At 52.7% G+C, this 20479-nt stretch carries 17 protein-coding genes, 2 tRNA genes, 1 rRNA gene and 1 pseudogene; 15 read left to right on the forward strand and 6 right to left on the reverse strand.

What is annotated here, in order from left to right:
* From rrf to AB4K05_RS22940, 3 genes are all read left to right on the forward strand, one after another.
* Positions 1 to 103, forward strand: a 5S ribosomal RNA gene (rrf, locus tag AB4K05_RS22930); the annotation flags it as partial.
* A gap of 54 nt (positions 104 to 157) precedes the next feature.
* Positions 158 to 234 (forward strand) — tRNA-Asp (locus AB4K05_RS22935).
* 63 nt (positions 235 to 297) lie between these two features.
* A tRNA-Trp gene (locus tag AB4K05_RS22940) sits at positions 298 to 373 on the forward strand.
* A gap of 187 nt (positions 374 to 560) precedes the next feature.
* On the opposite strand, the gene hdfR is transcribed toward AB4K05_RS22940, so the two are convergent.
* Positions 561 to 1382, reverse strand: a complete 822-nt coding sequence (gene hdfR / locus AB4K05_RS22945) for an HTH-type transcriptional regulator HdfR (protein ID WP_368482012.1) — start codon at positions 1380 to 1382, stop codon at positions 561 to 563.
* A 118-nt stretch (positions 1383 to 1500) separates the two neighbouring features.
* Here hdfR and AB4K05_RS22950 point away from each other — a divergent pair, with 118 nt between their 5' ends.
* The gene (locus AB4K05_RS22950; RefSeq protein WP_368482013.1) at positions 1501 to 1839 is read left to right on the forward strand and encodes a DUF413 domain-containing protein; all 339 of its coding nucleotides are present in this window, start codon (positions 1501 to 1503) and stop codon (positions 1837 to 1839) included.
* A gap of 25 nt (positions 1840 to 1864) precedes the next feature.
* Here the strand turns inward: AB4K05_RS22950 and AB4K05_RS22955 are convergent, their stop codons facing one another.
* Complete coding sequence (locus AB4K05_RS22955; protein ID WP_368482014.1) at positions 1865 to 3385, reverse strand: YifB family Mg chelatase-like AAA ATPase; 1521 nt, start codon at positions 3383 to 3385, stop codon at positions 1865 to 1867.
* 353 nt (positions 3386 to 3738) lie between these two features.
* On the opposite strand from AB4K05_RS22955, the gene ilvL reads away from it, so the two are divergent.
* The 6 genes from ilvL (at position 3739) to ilvA (ending at position 10295) form a co-directional block, all read left to right on the forward strand.
* Positions 3739 to 3837 carry an ilv operon leader peptide gene (gene ilvL, locus AB4K05_RS22960; protein WP_015966468.1) on the forward strand — a complete coding sequence of 33 codons (99 nt, stop codon included), beginning with the start codon at positions 3739 to 3741 and terminating at the stop codon, positions 3835 to 3837.
* Positions 3838 to 3976: 139 nt separating this feature from the next.
* On the forward strand, positions 3977 to 5623 hold the full coding sequence (gene ilvG / locus AB4K05_RS22965) for an acetolactate synthase 2 catalytic subunit (protein ID WP_368482015.1): 1647 nt from the start codon (positions 3977 to 3979) through the stop codon (positions 5621 to 5623).
* Entirely contained in the window at positions 5620 to 5886 is a 267-nt protein-coding gene (gene ilvM / locus AB4K05_RS22970) for an acetolactate synthase 2 small subunit (protein ID WP_368482016.1), read from the forward strand. Before ilvG ends, ilvM begins: the two co-directional genes overlap by 4 nt.
* Positions 5887 to 5903: 17 nt before the next feature.
* On the forward strand, positions 5904 to 6833 hold the full coding sequence (locus tag AB4K05_RS22975; protein ID WP_368482017.1) for a branched-chain amino acid transaminase: 930 nt from the start codon (positions 5904 to 5906) through the stop codon (positions 6831 to 6833).
* 60 nt (positions 6834 to 6893) lie between these two features.
* Positions 6894 to 8744 carry a dihydroxy-acid dehydratase gene (gene ilvD, locus AB4K05_RS22980; protein WP_368482018.1) on the forward strand — a complete coding sequence of 617 codons (1851 nt, stop codon included), beginning with the start codon at positions 6894 to 6896 and terminating at the stop codon, positions 8742 to 8744.
* Between the two features lie 6 nt (positions 8745 to 8750).
* Positions 8751 to 10295: a threonine ammonia-lyase, biosynthetic gene (ilvA, locus tag AB4K05_RS22985; RefSeq protein WP_368482019.1), complete on the forward strand. Its 1545-nt coding sequence runs from the start codon at positions 8751 to 8753 to the stop codon at positions 10293 to 10295.
* A gap of 63 nt (positions 10296 to 10358) precedes the next feature.
* Here the strand turns inward: ilvA and fabV are convergent, their stop codons facing one another.
* The gene (gene fabV / locus AB4K05_RS22990) at positions 10359 to 11552 is read right to left on the reverse strand and encodes an enoyl-ACP reductase FabV (RefSeq protein WP_368482020.1); all 1194 of its coding nucleotides are present in this window, start codon (positions 11550 to 11552) and stop codon (positions 10359 to 10361) included.
* Positions 11553 to 11827: 275 nt separating this feature from the next.
* Between fabV and AB4K05_RS22995 the strand changes: the two are divergent.
* A pseudogene (locus tag AB4K05_RS22995) lies at positions 11828 to 12031 on the forward strand (DUF2461 family protein); the annotation flags it as partial.
* Positions 12032 to 12146: 115 nt separating this feature from the next.
* Here AB4K05_RS22995 and AB4K05_RS23000 read toward each other — a convergent pair.
* The gene (locus AB4K05_RS23000; RefSeq protein ID WP_368482021.1) at positions 12147 to 13142 is read right to left on the reverse strand and encodes a LacI family DNA-binding transcriptional regulator; all 996 of its coding nucleotides are present in this window, start codon (positions 13140 to 13142) and stop codon (positions 12147 to 12149) included.
* 254 nt (positions 13143 to 13396) lie between these two features.
* On the opposite strand from AB4K05_RS23000, the gene AB4K05_RS23005 reads away from it, so the two are divergent.
* The 3 genes from AB4K05_RS23005 (at position 13397) to AB4K05_RS23015 (ending at position 17172) form a co-directional block, all read left to right on the forward strand.
* Positions 13397 to 14833, forward strand: coding sequence for a glycoside hydrolase family 32 protein (locus tag AB4K05_RS23005; RefSeq protein WP_368482022.1), 1437 nt, complete (start codon positions 13397 to 13399; stop codon positions 14831 to 14833).
* Between the two features lie 13 nt (positions 14834 to 14846).
* Positions 14847 to 15794: an aminoimidazole riboside kinase gene (locus AB4K05_RS23010; protein ID WP_368482023.1), complete on the forward strand. Its 948-nt coding sequence runs from the start codon at positions 14847 to 14849 to the stop codon at positions 15792 to 15794.
* Between the two features lie 133 nt (positions 15795 to 15927).
* Complete coding sequence (locus AB4K05_RS23015; protein ID WP_368482024.1) at positions 15928 to 17172, forward strand: oligosaccharide MFS transporter; 1245 nt, start codon at positions 15928 to 15930, stop codon at positions 17170 to 17172.
* An 8-nt stretch (positions 17173 to 17180) separates the two neighbouring features.
* Here AB4K05_RS23015 and ilvY read toward each other — a convergent pair whose 3' ends face one another.
* Positions 17181 to 18062, reverse strand: coding sequence for an HTH-type transcriptional activator IlvY (gene ilvY, locus AB4K05_RS23020; protein WP_368482025.1), 882 nt, complete (start codon positions 18060 to 18062; stop codon positions 17181 to 17183).
* A 151-nt stretch (positions 18063 to 18213) separates the two neighbouring features.
* Between ilvY and ilvC the strand changes: the two genes are divergently transcribed.
* Positions 18214 to 19689 (forward strand): ketol-acid reductoisomerase, encoded by a 1476-nt coding sequence (gene ilvC, locus AB4K05_RS23025; protein WP_368482026.1) that lies wholly within the window; start codon positions 18214 to 18216, stop codon positions 19687 to 19689.
* Between the two features lie 53 nt (positions 19690 to 19742).
* Here the strand turns inward: ilvC and AB4K05_RS23030 are convergent, their stop codons facing one another.
* A complete protein-coding gene (locus AB4K05_RS23030; RefSeq protein WP_368482027.1) occupies positions 19743 to 20393 on the reverse strand; it encodes a cyclopropane-fatty-acyl-phospholipid synthase family protein in 651 nt (216 codons plus the stop codon).
* Positions 20394 to 20479: the final 86 nt, after the last annotated feature.

Here is a 20479-nt window from a genome sequence, read left to right on the forward strand (position 1 = left end):
GCGCGGTGGTCCCACCTGACCCCATGCCGAACTCAGAAGTGAAACGCCGTAGCGCCGATGGTAGTGTGGGGTCTCCCCATGCGAGAGTAGGGAACTGCCAGGCATCAAATTGCAGTAAACCGGGATGAAAATCCGGGTAGTGACAAAGAAATTCGGTGGAGCGGTAGTTCAGTCGGTTAGAATACCTGCCTGTCACGCAGGGGGTCGCGGGTTCGAGTCCCGTCCGTTCCGCCACTTATTCAAAATTAAGCCTGCTAAATTAGCAGGCTTAATGATAAGAAAAATTAAGCAGTATTTAGGGGCGTAGCTCAGTTGGTAGAGCACCGGTCTCCAAAACCGGGTGTCGCGAGTTCGAGTCTCTCCGCCCCTGCCATATATAATCCTTTGCTTCGGCAAAGGATTTTTTTTTGCCTAAAATCCGACGCCGACTTAAAGACCATGGTTTTCTCTAGGCCTGATAAGCGCAGCGCCATCAGGTACGCTCGGTGCAGATTGCCGGATGGCGGCTTTGCCTTATCCGGCCTACATATCTACTGGCCTTGGGCCATCGAACCCTTCTATTATTCGAAAACGTCACTTTTCAATATATCGCGGATCTGCGCCTGTTTGTCGCTATTTTGCAGCCAAATAGCGTATAAAGGGCGTAAAATCGTTGATCCGTCAGCGACTTGGTAGAGTCCACCTTGCTCTTGCGCCCAAGCTGTTGGCAACCAGGTACAGCCTTTTAACGGCAGAAGCTGACGACAGGCTAAACCGGCCGAACTGGTGGTTAAAAGCGGGATGTCATCACCCGAGATAAGCCCAGTCTCATGCTGCTGAAAATCAGCGCCCCATTCCAGACGAAGATAATTGAGCTCAGATTTAACCGCCATGGGCGCTGCACAGTATAGATCGAGAGAGAAATTCCCGAGCAGTTGGCTGCTGAACTCATCCATTTTTGGCGTTTCTGTGGTGATCAGCAGGTCGAGCTGGCGCTCATGCAGCTGTTTGACCAACGATTGTCGCTGAGCGATCCGCGCTTCGAACTGCAACGTATCATCGGCTTTGTAAAGCCTAGCCAGCCATTCATTGAGCATGCATTCCCACAGCGAAGCGCTTGCACCAATAGAAAATTCGTTGTGTCGCGAGGTGTTTGCCACCTCTTTGCGCGCAGCCTGCCATGTGCTCATGAGCATTTCGGCATAGGGAAGAAGTTTATCCCCCGCTGCAGTCAGCCGGATGTTATTACGGTGGCGGGTGAACAGGTTTACCCCAAGCTGATTTTCTAACTGGCGTATACGAAAGCTTACCGCCGATTGTGTTAGATAGAGCGCTTCCGCGGCTCGCCCGAAGTGGCGAGTTCTGCTCACTTCGAGGAAAGTTTTCAGCAATTCGGTATCCACAGCTTTCTCCGCAAAATTTTTTGTCGTAATGATTTAAATCTTTTGTTTTACACTCTGTCAAGCGTATCTAATACTCCGCGCCATAAATAGCTCGGCCAAAGAATTAGGAGCGTGTAGGATGGCGGAAAGCTTTACGACGACTAATCGTTTTTTCGATAATAAAAATTATCCGCGCGGGTTCTCTCGTCATGGTGATTTCACCATCAAAGAGGCTCAGTTGCTGGAGCGTTACGGCTTTGCCTATAACGAACTCGATCTCGGTAAACGTGAACCTGCAACCGAAGAGGAGCAGCAGTTCCTCGCGGTATGCCGTGGTGAACGTGAGCCGGCGACCGAAGCCGAACGCGTATGGCATAAGTATGTGACGCGCATTAAGCGTCCGAAACGTTTCCATACCCTGTCCGGCGGTAAGCCGCAGGTAGAAGGCGCTGAAGATTACACCGACAGCGACGATTAATAAAAAAGGGGCTTAGGCCCCTTTTTTATTGCAGTAAGGTTTGTAGATGCAGCAGCATTCTGTCAATGCCACGATAGCTTAGCGCCTCCTGCAAGTGACGCCGCTCAATAGACCCAACGTCCTCCATATCTGCCAGCGTACGTGAGACCTTTAACAAGCGCTGCCAGGCCCGAATTGAAAGCCCCAACCGCATTAAAGTTTGCTCGAGCCAGAGAGCATCATCATGACTTAGCGCGCAGTGCTGTTTTATCTCTCGGCTGCTCAAGTGAGCGTTGAGTTTATCCTGCCGGTTATATTGGCAACGCTGAGAAGCTATTACCCTATTCTGTACGGTCAAACTGCTCTCTCCGGGCTGGGCCGGTTGGCTAAGCAGTCCCGGCGGCGGCAGCGGGATCTCCAGCGATAGATCGAAGCGGTCGAGGAAGGGTCCCGATAAACGATTTAAGTAGCGTAATGTCTGCTCTGGCGTACAGCGATTGTGTTGGCCCTCATAATGCCCAGTAGGGCTTGGATTCATAGCAGCAACGAGTTGGAAGCGGGCAGGATAGGTAATTTTGGCCCGTGTGCGGGAAATGTGAATCTTGCCTGATTCAATGGGCTCTCGTAACGCATCCAGCACCCGCCGTTCAAACTCCGGAAGCTCGTCCAGAAACAAGATACCGTTATGGGCAAGCGAGATCTCTCCGGGAGCCGGTATTGACCCTCCACCGACCATGGCCGCCAATGAGGCGCTGTGGTGCGGGGCGCGGAAAGGACGACTGCGCCACCGGGAACGTACATTGCAGGTATTCTCCAGACTGATGATTGCTGCACTCTCGAGCGCTTCACTGTCGCTCAGCGGCGGCAGTAAACCGCGCAAACGGCTGGCGAGCATCGTTTTTCCGGTGCCGGGGGGGCCTATCAGCAGCAGATTATGGCCTCCCGCGGCGGTTATCTCTAAGGCCCGTTTGCCCTGCTGTTGCCCGATAACGTCGCTGAGATCCTCAACATTCTCCACGATTGGCGCAGCTTCGGGTGGCGGTAGGCGCAGCGTCTTCTTATCTTCCAGAAAGGCGCAGACCTCAAGAAGATGGCTGGCGATTAGGCAATCACTACCACCCAGTAGCCCAACCAACGACGCGTTCTCTTCGGCGAGCACTATTTTCCGTCCAGCGCTTATGGCCTCCATCGCTGCCGAAAGAGCCCCAGGAATACCGCGTAGCGCGCCCGTGAGCGCCAATTCTCCCACAAACTCATATTGACCCAGTTTATGGCCATTAAGTTGCTCAGAAGCCACTAGGAGCGCAATAGCAATAGGTAAATCATATCTCCCGCCCTCTTTAGGGAGGTCGGCTGGTGCGAGATTGATAGTGATTTTTTTGGCGGGATAGGTGTATCCACTATTGATGATGGCACTGCGTACACGGTCCCTCGACTCTTTGACGGTGGTCTCCGGCAAACCCACCATGACCAGGCCGGGAAGGCCCTGGCTAATATGAACTTCGATGGTAATGAGTGGGGCATTGACCCCCAGCGCGGCGCGCGTGTAGACAACGGATAGCGACATAACTCCTCCCTGAATGGCGGTATTATGCATAGCTTGATTGTTGCATTAACGCGATTTTTTACGTATTTACGCCGCGCATTCACGTTTTTTTAGTGTTTTTCGCCGCATTGCATAATTGCAGGGACAGCGATCGCAATTTTTTGCGTCTTCCTTCGCCACCTTCACCGTTTTTTGCACCGAACGATGAAAAGTTGAAATATTTTCATTCTAAGATTTTCCTATATAAAACAAATTGTTTTAACAATTTTCTTAGCATGATAAGTAATTGTGACGGAGAAAAAACTTGTGCGATTTGTGATGTCTGTGGTAACTCTGTAGGTATTCCTTCGAACAAGATGCCAGAATAAACAAAAATGAAAGCCCTTCTACGAGTGATTAGCCTAGTCGTGATTAGCGTGGTGGTGATTATTATCCCACCGTGCGGGGCTGCACTTGGACGAGGAAAGGCTTAGAAATCAAGCCTTAACGAACTAAGACCCCCGCACCGAAAGGTCCGGGGGTTTTTTTATGACTTAAAAACAATAGCGAGGAGCAGAAAATGATTACTAGCATAAAATTCTGTTTCTCACGATCTACGGCGGGGAACTAACTATGAATGGCGCACGGTGGGTGGTACATGCGTTGCGAGCGCAGGGAGTTGAAATGGTATTTGGCTATCCAGGTGGTGCCATTATGCCGGTTTACGACGCTCTGTATGATGGCGGCGTAGAGCATCTGCTGTGTCGGCACGAGCAGGGCGCGGCAATGGCGGCTATCGGCTATGCCCGTGCCACCGGTAAAACAGGCGTGTGCATTGCGACCTCTGGTCCGGGGGCAACCAACTTGATCACCGGTTTGGCGGACGCGCTGCTCGATTCTGTTCCCGTTGTCGCCATCACTGGCCAAGTTGCCGCACCACTTATCGGGACGGATGCCTTCCAGGAAGTGGACGTTCTCGGTTTGTCACTGGCCTGCACCAAACACAGTTTTCTGGTGCAATCCTTGGAAGAGTTGCCGCGCGTAATGGCAGAAGCGTTCCAGGTGGCAAACTCAGGCCGTCCTGGCCCGGTACTGGTTGATATCCCGAAAGACATTCAGATTGCACAAGGTGACTTAGAGCCTTACTTCTCCACCGTTGAAGGCGATGATGTTTTCCCTCATGACGATATGGCGCAGGCTCAGCAAATGTTGGCGCAGGCGCACAAGCCGATGCTGTATGTGGGCGGTGGCGTAGGGATGGCACAGGCGGTGACCGCGCTGCGTGAGTTTATGGCGGTGACGAATGTTCCGGCTACCTGCACGTTAAAAGGTCTGGGTGCGGTTCCGGCAGATTATCCGTATTACCTCGGCATGTTGGGTATGCACGGCACCAAAGCGGCGAACTTGGCGGTGCAGGAGTGCGATCTGCTGATCGCCGTTGGAGCACGCTTCGACGACCGTGTCACCGGAAAACTCAATACCTTCGCACCACATGCCAAAGTTATTCACATGGATATCGACCCGGCGGAGATGAACAAGCTGCGCGAGGTACATGTCGCGCTTCAGGGCGATTTGAATGCGTTGCTGCCTGCATTGCAGCAGCCGCTGGCGATTGACGCTTGGCGTGAGCATACCGCCGCCATGCGCGCTGAGCATGTATGGCGCTATGATCATCCGGGTGAAGCCATCTACGCCCCGCTGTTGCTCAAACAACTGTCCGACAAAAAACCTGCCGATAGCGTAGTCACCACCGACGTTGGTCAGCATCAAATGTGGTCGGCCCAGCACATGACCTACACTCGCCCGGAGAATTTCATCACCTCCAGCGGCTTGGGCACCATGGGCTTTGGGCTGCCGGCAGCGGTAGGTGCCCAAGTGGCGCGTCCGGAAGATACGGTTATCTGTATCTCCGGTGACGGCTCCTTCATGATGAATGTACAGGAGTTGGGCACCGTAAAACGCAAGCAGCTGCCGTTGAAGATTGTATTACTCGACAACCAGCGGTTAGGGATGGTTCGGCAGTGGCAGCAACTGTTCTTCCAAGAACGCTATAGCGAAACGACTCTGACCGATAACCCCGATTTCCTCATGCTGGCCAGCGCCTTCGGCATCCCCGGCCAGCACATCACCCGTAAAGACCAGGTTGAAGCAGCGCTCGACGCCATGCTGAATAGCGAAGGGCCTTATCTGCTTCATGTCTCAATCGACGAACTTGAGAATGTCTGGCCACTGGTGCCGCCTGGCGCCAGCAACTCACAAATGCTGGAGAAATTATCATGATGCAACATCAGCTCAACGTGCAGGCCCGCTTCAACCCGGAAACCTTAGAACGTGTGTTACGCGTGGTTCGCCATCGTGGCTTTCAGATTTGCGCGATGAATATGGAAACGGCCAGCGATGCACGGAATATAAATATCGAGTTGACCGTTGCCAGCCTGCGGTCAGTCGACTTACTGTTTAGTCAATTAAATAAACTGGTGGACGTGGCTTCGGTTGCCGTTCAGCAGTGTACAAGCACATCACAACAACAGATTCGCGCCTGAGCGCAATAGGAAGAGAAATGACGACGAAAAAAGCGGATTACATCTGGTTCAACGGTGAGATGGTACGTTGGGAAGACGCGAAGGTACACGTGATGTCCCACGCGCTGCATTACGGTACCTCCGTATTCGAGGGCATCCGTTGCTACGACTCCCACAAAGGCCCTGTTGTTTTCCGCCACCGTGAGCACATGCAGCGCCTGCGTGATTCCGCCAAAATCTACCGTTTCCCTGTTTCTCAGAGCGTTGATGAGCTTATGGAAGCCTGTCGCGCAGTGCTGCGTAAAAATAACCTGACCAGCGCCTATATCCGCCCGCTGGTATTCGTAGGTGACGTAGGTATGGGCGTTAACCCACCTGACGGCTACACCACTGACGTGATCATCGCGGCGTTCCCGTGGGGTGCCTATCTGGGCGCTGAAGCGCTGGATCAAGGGATCGATGCGATGGTCTCTTCTTGGAACCGTGCCGCGCCAAACACCATTCCAACCGCCGCAAAAGCGGGTGGCAACTACCTCTCCTCACTGCTCGTTGGCAGTGAAGCACGCCGCCATGGTTATCAGGAAGGGATTGCGTTGGATGTGAACGGCTATCTGTCTGAAGGCGCGGGTGAAAACCTATTCGAAGTGAAAGACGGTATTCTGTTTACGCCACCGTTCACCTCATCGGCCCTGCCGGGTATTACCCGCGATGCGATTATCAAGCTGGCGAAAGAGATTGGTATTGAAGTCCGTGAGCAGGTGCTGTCTCGCGAATCCCTGTACCTTGCTGATGAAGTCTTTATGTCCGGCACCGCTGCCGAAATCACGCCGGTACGCAGCGTCGATGGTATTCAGGTGGGCGAAGGCCGCTGTGGCCCAGTCACCAAACGTATTCAGCAAGCATTCTTTGGTCTCTTTACCGGTGAAACCGAAGATAAATGGGGCTGGTTGGATCAAGTTAATTCATAAGATAGTAATGGGACGGCACGCACCGTCCCATTAACGAGACAGATACTGGGAGTACAAAGCATGCCTAAATACCGTTCCGCCACCACCACTCACGGCCGCAATATGGCGGGCGCTCGCGCACTGTGGCGCGCCACCGGAATGACCGACGACGACTTCGGCAAACCAATTATCGCCGTCGTAAACTCGTTTACCCAGTTCGTGCCGGGCCACGTTCACCTGCGCGACCTGGGTAAACTGGTTGCCGAGCAGATTGAAGCCTCCGGCGGCGTAGCTAAAGAGTTCAACACCATTGCGGTGGATGACGGCATCGCGATGGGCCACGGAGGCATGCTCTATTCCCTGCCGTCCCGCGAACTGATTGCCGACTCTGTCGAATACATGGTGAACGCCCACTGCGCCGACGCCATGGTCTGTATCTCTAACTGCGACAAAATCACCCCGGGGATGTTAATGGCCTCTCTGCGCCTGAACATTCCAGTGATTTTTGTTTCCGGCGGCCCAATGGAAGCCGGGAAAACTAAGCTGTCTGACAAAATCATCAAGCTCGATCTGGTTGATGCCATGATTCAGGGCGCGGACCCGAAAGTGTCTGACTCGCAGAGCGATCAGATTGAGCGTTCCGCCTGTCCGACCTGCGGCTCCTGCTCCGGCATGTTTACCGCCAACTCGATGAACTGCCTGACCGAAGCGCTGGGTCTGTCACAGCCGGGCAACGGCTCGCTGCTGGCGACGCACGCCGATCGTAAAGAGCTGTTCCTCACCGCCGGTCAGCGTATCGTTGAACTGACCAAACGCTACTATGAGCAGGATGATGCCTCTGCGCTGCCGCGTAACATCGCCTGTAAAGAGGCGTTCGAGAACGCCATGACGCTGGATATCGCCATGGGCGGCTCCACCAACACCGTTCTGCACCTGCTGGCGGCGGCGCAGGAAGCGGAAATCGACTTCACCATGAGTGATATCGACAAGCTGTCTCGCAAAGTGCCGCAGCTGTGCAAAGTGGCGCCGAGTACCCAGAAATACCATATGGAAGATGTCCACCGTGCGGGCGGCGTGCTGGGGATTTTAGGCGAGCTGGACAGAGCTGAGTTGCTGAACCGCGATGTAAAAAACGTGCTGGGGCTGACGCTTCCACAAACGCTGGATCGCTACGATGTCATGCTGACTCAGGATGAGTCGGTGAAAAAAATGTTCCGTGCGGGGCCAGCCGGCATTCGCACCACGCAGGCGTTCTCACAGGATTGTCGCTGGGATACGCTGGATGATGACCGTGCCGAAGGCTGTATCCGCTCGCTGGAACACGCTTACAGCAAAGACGGCGGCCTGGCGGTGCTTTATGGCAACTTCGCGGAAAACGGCTGTATCGTCAAAACTGCCGGTGTGGATGACAGCATCTTGAAATTCACTGGTCCGGCGAAGGTGTATGAAAGCCAGGACGATGCCGTTGAAGCCATTCTCGGCGGCAAAGTGGTGGCGGGCGACGTTGTGGTTATCCGTTATGAAGGGCCAAAAGGCGGTCCTGGCATGCAGGAGATGCTCTACCCAACCACCTTCCTGAAATCGATGGGGCTGGGCAAGGCCTGTGCACTGATTACCGACGGTCGTTTCTCCGGCGGGACTTCGGGTCTGTCGATCGGCCACGTTTCTCCGGAAGCGGCAAGCGGCGGCAACATTGCGATCATTGAAGATGGCGATCTGATTGCCATCGATATTCCAAACCGTGGGATCCAGCTGCAGCTGAGCGATGCGGAAATTGCCGCACGCCGTGAGGCACAGGAAGCGCGCGGTGAAAATGCTTGGACGCCAAAAGATCGTGAGCGTCAGGTTTCATTTGCTCTTCGTGCTTATGCGAGCTTGGCAACCAGCGCTGACAAGGGCGCGGTGCGCGATAAATCCAAACTGGGGGGCTAAATTACGATGGCTGACTCACAACCCCTATCCGGCACTCCTGAGGGTGCCGAGTATTTAAGAGCGGTGCTACGTGCACCGGTCTACGAAGCGGTGCAGGTCACGCCGCTACAGAAAATGGACAAGCTGTCCTCACGCCTTGATAACGTGATTCTGGTGAAGCGTGAAGACCGCCAGCCGGTGCACAGCTTCAAGCTGCGCGGTGCTTACGCGATGATGGCAGGCTTAACGGCCGAGCAGAAATCACACGGGGTGATTACCGCCTCTGCAGGCAACCATGCGCAGGGCGTGGCGTTCTCGGCTTCTCGCTTAGGCGTGAAGGCGCTGATTGTCATGCCAACGGCAACTGCCGATATCAAAGTGGACGCCGTTCGTGGTTTCGGCGGTGAAGTCTTGCTGCATGGCGCGAACTTTGATGAAGCCAAAGCGAAAGCGATTGAACTGTCGCAGCAGCAGGGTTTCACCTGGGTTCCCCCGTTTGATCACCCGATGGTGATTGCCGGGCAGGGCACGCTGGCGCTGGAGCTTCTCCAGCAGGACGCGCACCTCGACCGCGTATTTGTGCCGGTCGGCGGCGGTGGTCTGGCGGCGGGCGTGGCGGTGCTGATAAAGCAACTGATGCCGCAGATCAAAGTGATTGCCGTCGAGGCAGAAGATTCCGCCTGTCTGAAAGCGGCGCTGGATGCGGGCCATCCGGTTGATCTGCCACGCGTCGGCCTCTTTGCCGAAGGCGTGGCGGTGAAACGCATTGGCGATGAAACCTTCCGTCTATGCCAGGAATACCTCGACGATATTATCACCGTCGATAGCGACGCTATCTGCGCGGCGATGAAAGATCTGTTCGAAGATGTTCGTGCGGTGGCTGAACCTTCAGGCGCACTGGCACTGGCGGGGATGAAGAAATACATCGCGCAACACGACATTCGCGGCGAACGCTTGGCTCATGTCCTTTCCGGCGCTAACGTCAACTTCCACGGTCTGCGCTACGTTTCTGAGCGCTGCGAGTTGGGAGAACAGCGTGAAGCGCTGCTGGCGGTGACCATTCCCGAAGAAAAGGGCAGCTTCCTGAAGTTTTGCCAGTTGCTCGGCGGGCGTTCGGTCACCGAGTTCAACTATCGCTTTGCCGATGCCAAAGACGCCTGCATTTTTGTCGGCGTACGTCTGAGCCGCGGTCTGGAAGAGCGCAAGGAAATCCTCCAACTGCTTAACGACGGTGGTTACAGCGTGGTGGATCTTTCCGACGACGAAATGGCGAAGCTGCATGTGCGCTATATGGTGGGTGGGCGTCCGTCTCATCCACTCAAAGAGCGGCTGTACAGCTTTGAATTCCCGGAATCACCGGGTGCGCTGCTCAAGTTTCTGCATACGCTGGGCACGCACTGGAATATTTCGCTGTTCCATTACCGTAGCCACGGTACCGACTACGGACGCGTGCTGGCCGCCTTTGAGCTGGGCGACAATGAGCCGGACTTTGAAACCCGCCTCAACGAACTGGGCTATGACTGCCACGACGAGACGAATAACCCGGCGTTCCGCTTCTTCTTAGCGGGCTAGCGGCAGCCATAAAAAAAGGGTTCATGTGAAAACATGAACCCTTTTTGCAACGGTATCAGCCGATTACAGCGTGATCACGTCGAATTCGACTTCGGTGTTCACATCCGCGTCGTAATCCACGCCGTCGAGGGCAAAACCGAACAGGTTGAGGAATTCCTGCTTATATCCTGCATAGTCGGTTTCTTGCGCTAGGTTTTCAGTGGTGATAAGCGGCCACAGATCGCGACAGGCCTGCTGAATGTCTTCACGCAGTTCCCAGTCATCCATGCGGATACGCTGGTTATCATCAAGCGCCACTTTATCGCCGTACAGGCTGGTGGTCATCAGACGGTTGATCTGCTCGATGCAACCTTCGTGAATCCCCTGTGCTTTCATCAGCTTGAAGACCATGGAGATGTACAGTGGCATCACCGGAATAGCAGAAGACGCTTGGGTGATAACGGACTTCAGTACCGCGACGTTGGCGGAACCGTGAAGCGGAGCCAGCTGGCTACGCAGTTCACCCGCCGCGCGGTCGAGGTCTTCTTTCGCTTTGCCCAGCGCGCCGTGCCAGTAGATTGGCCAGGTCAGGTCGGTACCGATGTAGGAGTAGGCCACGGTTTTCACGCCGTCAGCCAGCACGCCCGCCTCGTTCAGCGCACCCATCCACAGTTCCCAGTCTTCGCCGCCCATTACGGTAACGGTGTTCTGAACTTCTTCTTCAGTTGCCGGTTCAATGCTGGCGGTGATGATCTGGTCTTTGTTGGTATCAATCGCTTTAGAGGTATAAACCTCACCGATTGGTTTCAGCGCAGAACGCACGACTTCACCGGTTTTTGGCATTTTACGCACTGGGGAGGCCAGCGAGTAAACAACTAAGTCAATCTGACCTAGGTCTTCTTTGATCAGTTTGATAACTTCGTCGCGGCACTCATCGGAGAACGCGTCGCCGTTGATGCTTTTGGAATACAGGCCTTCACGTTTTGCGGCCTCATCGAAGGCGGCAGAGTTATACCAGCCCGCGGAACCCGGCTTGGTGTCCGTGCCTGGTTTTTCGAAGAATACGCCGATAGTGGCGGCACCGCTGCCAAACGCGGCGGAAATTCTGGAAGCAAGGCCGTAACCGGTGGAAGCACCGATGACCAGCACGCGGGAAGGGCCGTTAGCGATTTTCCCGTTTTTCTTCACATAATCGATCTGTTTTTCCACATTGACTTTGCAGCCAGTCGGATGGGTCGTTGTACAGATGAATCCACGAATTTTTGGTTTGATTATCATAATGATGGCTAATTAAGTTTGTATTTTCGCTGTCAAGTGCGCAATGACACCGTCTGTTCTGGCTTGCTTAACGCGATGGTTAACAAGCCCCCCACATCTATTATGGCACGGGACATTATACAGAAAAGGAGCGCCAATACTGAATTTACCACTGATTTTAGACATGATACTTGCTGACGCTAGGCACCTTTAAAGAGCATGATTTCAGGTTGCGCTTCGCGGGAATTGGCGAGAGTTATGAAAAGTGTCATGACAATCCTCAGCGAGGCAAGCAGATGGCGGGATGCTTTCAGGGATTTGCGCAAGAAGGGCTGAATTTCCTTCAACAGGTGCGGATTGAGAACGATAAGACGTGGTTTGAAGAGCACCGTTTCATTTACGATCGCAGCATACTCACGCCGTTTCGCGCGCTGGTCGAGGATTTACCGCCATTGGTGCTGGAGAGAGACCCACAGCTTGAGAAGCAGTTGGCCGATGGATTTCGCCAACTGGAGCCGTTATATCAGTGGTTGATGGCGGTGGAAACTATGAAGCAGGTAGATCCGGCTGATTTGTAATACCAGACTCGCTGTGCTGGCTATCGGATGATATCTATCAGAGCGACTTACGCGCCAGATAAGGGCTATCAACAAAAACCGTATTTTGATGCGTCTCGCCGTTAATGATATGCATCGCGCTCAGGCGACCTATTTCGTAGTGTGGCAATTGTACCGTCGATAATGGTGGAATAAACAGCTCACCGGTCCCGACCATATTGTCATATCCCAGTACGGCGATATCCTGCGGAATTCTTATCCCTTGTGTTAGCAGCGCCTGGTAGACCACAAAAGCAACACGATCGTTACCGCACACAATCGCGTCAAATGTCGGTTTTTCCGCTGCCAGATAGTGGTTAACGATATCCGCAGCATCAAGATAGTGCCTATCATCTCCCGGTAAATAATGATGAATCACTCTGCCAGGGTCGATAGAAAATGCCCGACATGCGCGCTCGATACCGGCCCGGCGGCGATGACTGGCAACCAATCCCTGGGGAAGGTTGATACACAGTAAGTTGCGGTATCCCGCCTGTAATAACGCTTTAACGCCTGCATACTGCCCGCTTTCATCGTCAGGAATATAGCTGGCCAGTTTGTCGGTGAGGCTTTCACAGTTCGCCAGCACACAAGGAAGGGAGCGTAATTTTTTAGGAACAGGTACCTGCCGTAAACCCATGGTTGTGTAGATGATGCCGTTGGGGCGATGCGCCATCAGCAGATCGACGATTTGCTCTGGATCGTCGTTGCTAAACATATTGACGAGAAAGCTGCTCCAGCCGTGAGCGCGCGCTGTTTCCTCAATGGACAATGTAATCTCAACGGAAAACGGGGTGGTCATGGTGTCAAGCGCGAGAACCCCAATCGTATTCATCGTTGATTTTGCACCACGGATCTTTCTCGCTGACAAATCAGAGACATAGTTAAGTTTCTTAACCGCTGTCATTACACGTTCGTAGGTCTCTTTTTTCAGCCGATCCGGTTCATTGAGGGCGCGGGATACCGTCATCATAGAAACGTTTGCCAGCTTCGCCACATCTTTTAATGACGCCATGTTGTATCGCTCCTCGTGTTACCCCAAAGAAGACCCCACCGTAAGAGTCATCCGCAAAAGAGAAATATCTTAAAGAAATGAGAGCACATTAACAACACATGAATGTTAACGTTAACCTTTGTGATTAACATCGCAAGCAGAAGATTGGGTTAATGATCTCTTAAAATGTTAACGTTATCATTTTTTTGCAACAACGGTGGTCAGCATAAGAGCGATAACATTATCCCCTTAATTGGATGAGTAGGCAGACGAATATGAGCAAACTACGGGAATCAGCAAATGCGTTTATTAAAGAAAGTCAAAAGTATGTTAATCCTCGCTGGTATCCATCCTATCATTTAGCGCCGCCGGTTGGCTGGATGAACGATCCTAACGGATTAACGTGGTTCAACGGGCAATTTCATGCTTTTTATCAGCACTATCCCCACGCGCCAGAATGGGGGCCAATGCACTGGGGGCATGCGCGTAGTCGCGATATGGTGCGCTGGGAGTCGTTGCCTGTCGCTCTGGCGCCGGAGGGGGAAGAGGATAAAGATGGCTGCTTTTCCGGTTCTGCGGTGGTATCAGACGGTAAGCTCTGCCTAATCTACACCGGGCATAAATTTGTGGGCGAGCCGATAGATGACAACCTCTATCAGGTGCAGTGTCTGGCAACCAGCCTTGATGGCGTTACGTTCTGCCGGGAAGGTCAAGTGCTGGATACGCCGCTGGGCCTACACCATTTTCGCGATCCGAAAGTCTGGCGCGAAGATGAGTACTGGTACATGGTAGTGGGCGCAAAAACGCAGGACGTGGGCGAAGTGCAGATTTACCGTTCGGACGATTTGCGTAGCTGGCAATTTGAAAGCACGATTACCAGCATGAATATCTGTGGCGGATATATGTGGGAATGCCCGGATCTTTTTCCGCTCGGTGAAAAACATATTCTGCTGTTTTCTCCGCAAGGTCTTGAGGCGCAAGGCTACCGCTACCGTAATCTTTATCAAAGCGGTTACGCCGTCGGCCACTGGAAAGCGGGTAAGCCTTTTATTGTGGAGCAGCCATTCCAGGAGCTGGATTACGGTCACGACTTCTATGCTCCCCAAAGTTTTACCACGCCGGACGGGCGTCGGGTGATTATGGGCTGGCTTGCAATGTGGGAGTCCGCAATGCCGGAAAAAGCGGATGGTTGGGCAGGCATGCTCACCATACCACGAGAACTGACGCTGACAGATTCCAATAAAATTTTGCAGCAACCCGTTAAAGAGATGGAAACGCTACGAGGAGAGCCTCTGTGCTGGCAGCCAGGAGAACTCCAAGACACGCCTTTCCTGTTAGCGGATAACGCTGAGGCGATGGAGGTCGTGCTGACGTGGGATACGTCACGCAGTACGGCGGAAAAGTATGGCCTTCGCCTTGGAGACGGTGCGCAAATTTATATTGATAGTCAATCGCAGCGTATTGTTCTAGATCGTCATTTTCCTGAATGGAATTTGAGTGGCTGTCGCAGTGTGCCGCTCCCTGAAGGGGAACAATTAACACTGCGTATTTTTATCGATAAGTCATCGCTGGAAGTCTTTGTCAATGCCGGGGAATATACTTTGAGCAGCCGTATTTACCCGCAGGATCATCATCGCTCTCTTTCTTTGTTCAGCCAGCATGGTGTCGCCACCGTTCGTGAATGCTGCGCATGGCCACTGTCTTGCGAATAAAGGGGAGGTGAAAATGAAAATATGGACACTGGGCGATGCTGTGGTGGATTTATTGCCACTGGATAATATGCATTTTGAAGCCTGTGTGGGAGGTGCGCCGGTTAATGTCGCTGTTGGCGTGGCGCGTTTAGGGCAACACAGCGGATTTATTGGCCGCGTCGGGAAAGATACTTTCGGTAATTTCCTCAGCGAGAGCATGCAGGCGAATGGCGTTAATACTGATTACATTCAGTTTGATGAAATACATCATACCAGTACGGTTTTAGTCTCCCTGAATGCGCGAGGGGAACGTCAGTTTAATTTCCTAGTTAAAGCGTCGGCCGATCAATTTTTAACGGCTGAATTATTGCCTGAATTGGGCAAAGACATTCTTCACTTTTGCTCTCTGGCGCTGGTGGAACCAACATGCCGAAATACGCTGGAGCATACAATACAGAAAATCCGCGATGCCGGTGGTGTGCTCAGCTTCGACATTAATTTACGTGAGCAAATGTGGGGCAATGCGCTTGTGATGCGAAAAGAAATTGAGGAAAAAGCATCTCAGGCCGATATCCTGAAAATGTCGGAAGAGGAGTGGTTATGGCTCATCCAGCATGATGATTTTACAACGGCATTAACCTGCTTGGAGGCCTATCCGGCTAGGCTAAAGGTGGTGACCTGCGGAGCACGGGGCGCGCTGGTTTTGTGGCAAAATCAGGTCTTCCATTTTTACGGCTATCGAGTGGAAAGTATCGATACTACCGGAGCTGGAGATGCGTTTATGGCTGGACTTTTGCACTACATAGCTAGCGAAGGATGGCCACGCCACGTCTCGGAATTAAATACGCTGATGACCCAGGCAAGCGCCTGCGGCGCATTAGCGACGACACAGAAAGGTGCGCTCAACGCGATACCCGATCGGCAACAGTTAATAGCATTTATTGCGGAACATTCTGCGCTGGAGGTGGAAGAAAAAAAATAATATCTCCTTATTTATATATCACTTTTATCAGGGGTGGCGGTATCTGGAATATTTTTACGTCGGATAGGCGCCCAGCGTTTTATAACGGAAAAGAGAGCGCAGATGTGATGGCGTACTTATAGTAGGATAAAAAATGAAGATAAATATGTTGTTCAGTAATAAAAATTATTGCTGTGCTTCCGGGTATTTGCTTTTTTTCTTCGGTGCCTGGTCGCTATGGTGGTCATTTTATGCCATCTGGTTAAAAACAAAAATTGGCCTAACGGGAACAGAGCTGGGATTGCTCTATTCGGTAAACCAGTTTTTCAGCATGCTATTTATGATTGGCTATGGCATTATTCAGGATAAACTAGGAATTAAAAAAACGTTGATCTGGTTAATGAGTATTGTCCTAGTGCTCAGTGGTCCATTTCTTATCTATGTTTATGAACCGCTTCTTATTGCTAACTTTAAGCTGGGTATGTTCCTAGGTGCCATATTTTTTGGCCTAGGTTTTCTGGCGGGTTGCGGGCTGGTGGAAAGCTTTGTTGAAAAATTCAGCCGCATGTTTAATTTTGAGTTTGGCACGGCGCGACTTTGGGGAAGCGTGGGATACGCGGTGGGCACCTTTGTCGGCGGAATCTTTTTCAGCATTAACCCGCACATTAATTTCTGGTGCGTGTCGGTAATGGGGATATGTTTTTTACTGACAAATGTGCTATCTAAAGCGCAGGTTACTCACCGGGAAATACAGCAGGAGAATGCGATTTCAGCCCAGGACTTCATGACCATTTTCAAAGATAAGCAGTTCTGGTTTTTTGTGATTTTCGTTGTTGGTACCTGGTCGTTTTATAACATTTACGACCAGCAGATGTTCCCTGTGTTTTATGCCGGGCTGTTTGATAACCCTGAAATGGGATCGCGCGTCTACGGTTACCTTAATTCACTACAGGTAATACTCGAAGGGGTGGGTATGGCGCTGGTTCCTTTCCTGATTAACCGGATTGGGCCTAAATCGGCGTTGATTCTCGGCGGCATTATCATGGCATGTCGCATATTGGGATCTGCGTTATTTAATGATATCTACTTGATATCTATTATAAAAATGCTGCATGCTATTGAGGTTCCGCTGTTTGTCATTTCTGTCTTTAAATTCAGCATTGCGAATTTTGATAAGCGCTTGTCCTCAACTATCTATTTAGTCGGTTTTAATATTGCAGGCTCGCTGGGGATTATCCTGCTCTCCTTACCGATTGGGCGGCTATTTGATAAACTTGGCTATCATTCCATTTTCTTTATCATTGCCGCCGCGGTTGTGGCGATCATTGTGTTCGGTAGCTTTACACTCAGTAAGAATACTCAGCGACAGGAAGATTCTCAGCCTCTCTACGAGCCATAATTGGGTGTTTACAATATTCTCCAAAATGCCTCAATAAGCGGCTCATGCAGCCGCTTTTTCTGCGCGCAGACGCCCAACTCGAACGGCGTTTTCTCATCGCTGCGCTCTAAAATCATCACGCGGTTGCGCACCGGCTCCGGGCTGTTTTCCAGCACGATTTCGGGAATCAGCGCTACGCCACAACCCAACGCAACCATTGAGACCATCGCTTCATGTCCGCCGACCGTCGCGTAAATCGACGGGTTGCTGATTTTATGGCGGCGGAACCACAGCTCGATGCGGCGGCGCACCGGCCCTTGGTCCGCCATAATAAACGGCACCGTTGACCAGTCGGGTTTGTCTGCCGACACTTGGTTGCGCACTGGGCACGGCAGTGCCGGAGCGATTAGCACCACCGCCAGATTCTCCAACATGGAAAACGCCACTGCGCCGGGCAGCGTTTCAGGTTTACCGGCAATCGCCAGATCGGCCTCGCCGGTAGCTACTTTGTCCATCGCGTCGGCGGCGTCACCGGTGGTGAGCTTAATTTCTACCGACGGATGCTCGGCGCGGAAGCGGTCAAGAATTGGCGGCAGGTGGCTGTAGGCGGCAGTTACCGAGCAGAAGATATGCAGTTCGCCGGACAGTGACGGCCCTTGCTGGTCAATGGTGTGACGCAGCTGCTGATACTGCAATAACGTTTGCTGGGCGAAAATGCGCAACTCTTCACCTGCTTCGGTCAGCGTCACCGTGCGGTTATCGCGTACAAACAGCGGCTGGCCGAGGTCCTCTTCCAATCGTTGGATCTGCCGGGAAAGCGTGGAGGGGCTGACATGCATCGCCCTGGCACTGCGGCCAAAGTGGCGGCTATCCGCCAGATGCAGGAACATTTTCAGATCGCGTAAATCCACAGATGACGCTCCGGTTTTTTACGTTGCAGAAATTGCAATGTGACGTTGTGAATATATCAATTTCCGCAATAAATTTCCTGTTGTAATGTGAGTCTATTCTCGCAAAAGCGAACCGAACAATAAGACACACAACATCACGGAGTACACCATCATGGCTAACTACTTTAATACACTGAACCTGCGCCAGCAGCTGGCCCAACTGGGCAAATGTCGCTTTATGGGCCGCGACGAATTCGCCGACGGCGCAAGCTACCTTCAGGGTAAAAAAGTGGTCATCGTCGGTTGTGGCGCGCAGGGTCTGAACCAGGGCCTGAACATGCGTGACTCTGGTCTGGATATCTCTTACGCCCTGCGTAAAGAAGCGATTGCTGAGAAACGTGCTTCTTGGCGTAAAGCGACTGAAAACGGCTTCAAAGTTGGGACCTACGAAGATCTGATCCCACAGGCCGACCTGGTGGTTAACCTGACTCCAGACAAACAGCACTCCGACGTTGTGCGTTCCGTACAACCAATGATGAAAGACGGCGCGGCGCTGGGCTATTCCCACGGTTTCAACATCGTTGAAGTGGGCGAGCAGATCCGTAAAGACATCACCGTTGTGATGGTGGCGCCGAAGTGCCCAGGCACCGAAGTACGTGAAGAGTACAAACGTGGTTTCGGTGTTCCGACGCTGATCGCTGTTCACCCGGAAAACGATCCAAAAGGCGAAGGCATGGCGATTGCTAAAGCCTGGGCTGCAGCAACCGGCGGTCACCGCGCGGGCGTTCTGGAGTCTTCCTTCGTGGCAGAAGTGAAATCTGACCTGATGGGTGAGCAGACTATCCTGTGCGGTATGCTGCAGGCCGGTTCTCTGCTGTGCTTCGATAAGCTGGTGGAAGAAGGCACCGATCCGGCATATGCAGAAAAACTGATTCAGTTCGGTTGGGAAACCATCACTGAAGCGCTGAAGCAGGGCGGCATTACCCTGATGATGGATCGCCTGTCTAACCCGGCAAAACTGCGTGCTTACGCGCTGTCCGAACAGCTGAAAGAAATCATGGCGCCGTTGTTCCAGAAACACATGGACGACATCATCTCCGGTGAATTCTCCTCCGGCATGATGGCTGACTGGGCCAATGACGATAAGAAACTGCTGACTTGGCGTGAAGAGACCGGCAAAACCGCATTCGAAACCGCTGCCCAGTTCGACGGCAAAATCGGTGAGCAGGAGTACTTCGATAAAGGCGTGCTGATGATTGCGATGGTGAAAGCGGGCGTTGAGCTGGCGTTCGAAACCATGGTGGATTCCGGCATCATCGAAGAGTCGGCTTACTACGAATCACTGCACGAGCTGCCGCTGATTGCGAACACCATCGCCCGTAAGCGTCTGTACGAAATGAACGTAGTTATCTCTGATACCGCAGAATACGGTAACTACCTGTTCTCTTACGCTTGTGTACCGCTGCTGAAAACGTTCATGACTGAAATTCAGCCGGGTGACCTGGGCAAAGCGATTGCCGAAGGTGCGGTAGACAACGCCCAGCTGCGCGATGTGAACGAAGCCGTTCGCGGCCACGCTATCGAGCAGGTAGGTAAGAAACTGCGCGGTTACATGACTGACATGAAACGCATCGCTGTCGCTGGCTAATAAAACCTCGTTATCATCCGGCCCGGTCAGCGCCTCGCTACCGGGCCGTTTTTTTATCCACGTCGCAGAGCCACCACCGAATCGGACACCTCATCCTGTTGCCCTTCAGGCCCGGTCATCACGCGTGAAAACTCCCCACAGAATTGCACCTCCCAGCCTTGCGGCAGAGGCATCAGTGGGGCCAGCACCTCGGCGGCAGGAATAAATGGATGACGGTGCTTAGACCAGCTCGGCACTTTGGCATGCGAGGTGATAAGCAACAGCCCTCCCGGGAGGAGATGATTAAAGGCGGTACGGAAGATCCGGGCTCTGTCGAAATCCAGCGGCGACTCGAGGAAGGAGGCGACAATCAAATTAAACTCCCCCTGTGGGAAACCCTGGGTCAGGTCACATTGCGTAAAGGTGATGCTTTCGCGCACGCCGGAGCGCTCGGCGTTGGCCGCCGCGTACTCAATCGCACGGTTTGAGAGATCGGCCGCTGTCACCCGCCAACCCTGGTTTGCCAGCCATACCGAATCATCTCCCCGGCCACAGCCGAGTTCCAGCGCGTGCCCCGGCGTTAATCCTTCGCTAAAGCGCACCAGCATTTTCCCCGGTATCCCGTTTGAGATGGGAGACATGGCATCGTAATGGGATTCCCAGAATGTTTCTGCGGTCTGTTGTTCGTCGTGCATAGCAACCTCATGGTTCACGATAAATTTCATGTAATATTCAAAGTAACATAAGATTGAATTTGATCAATGGATTGAGCAAAAAATATAAATACATTTAATTATCATCATGTTGTGAG

The organism is Kluyvera sp. STS39-E (assembly GCF_040932435.1).
Classification (GTDB): domain Bacteria; phylum Pseudomonadota; class Gammaproteobacteria; order Enterobacterales; family Enterobacteriaceae; genus Kluyvera.

Coding starts and splice junctions, on each gene's coding strand:
- AB4K05_RS22950 (WP_368482013.1), top strand. CDS start 1,501: ATGGCGGAAAGCTTTACGACGACTAATCGTTTTTTCGATAATAAAAAT.
- AB4K05_RS22955 (WP_368482014.1), bottom strand. CDS start 3,385: ATGTCGCTATCCGTTGTCTACACGCGCGCCGCGCTGGGGGTCAATGCC.
- ilvL (WP_015966468.1), top strand. CDS start 3,739: ATGAAAGCCCTTCTACGAGTGATTAGCCTAGTCGTGATTAGCGTGGTG.
- ilvG (WP_368482015.1), top strand. CDS start 3,977: ATGAATGGCGCACGGTGGGTGGTACATGCGTTGCGAGCGCAGGGAGTT.
- ilvM (WP_368482016.1), top strand. CDS start 5,620: ATGATGCAACATCAGCTCAACGTGCAGGCCCGCTTCAACCCGGAAACC.
- AB4K05_RS22975 (WP_368482017.1), top strand. CDS start 5,904: ATGACGACGAAAAAAGCGGATTACATCTGGTTCAACGGTGAGATGGTA.
- ilvD (WP_368482018.1), top strand. CDS start 6,894: ATGCCTAAATACCGTTCCGCCACCACCACTCACGGCCGCAATATGGCG.
- ilvA (WP_368482019.1), top strand. CDS start 8,751: ATGGCTGACTCACAACCCCTATCCGGCACTCCTGAGGGTGCCGAGTAT.
- fabV (WP_368482020.1), bottom strand. CDS start 11,552: ATGATAATCAAACCAAAAATTCGTGGATTCATCTGTACAACGACCCAT.
- AB4K05_RS23000 (WP_368482021.1), bottom strand. CDS start 13,142: ATGGCGTCATTAAAAGATGTGGCGAAGCTGGCAAACGTTTCTATGATG.
- AB4K05_RS23005 (WP_368482022.1), top strand. CDS start 13,397: ATGAGCAAACTACGGGAATCAGCAAATGCGTTTATTAAAGAAAGTCAA.
- AB4K05_RS23010 (WP_368482023.1), top strand. CDS start 14,847: ATGAAAATATGGACACTGGGCGATGCTGTGGTGGATTTATTGCCACTG.
- AB4K05_RS23015 (WP_368482024.1), top strand. CDS start 15,928: ATGAAGATAAATATGTTGTTCAGTAATAAAAATTATTGCTGTGCTTCC.
- ilvC (WP_368482026.1), top strand. CDS start 18,214: ATGGCTAACTACTTTAATACACTGAACCTGCGCCAGCAGCTGGCCCAA.
- AB4K05_RS23030 (WP_368482027.1), bottom strand. CDS start 20,393: ATGAAATTTATCGTGAACCATGAGGTTGCTATGCACGACGAACAACAG.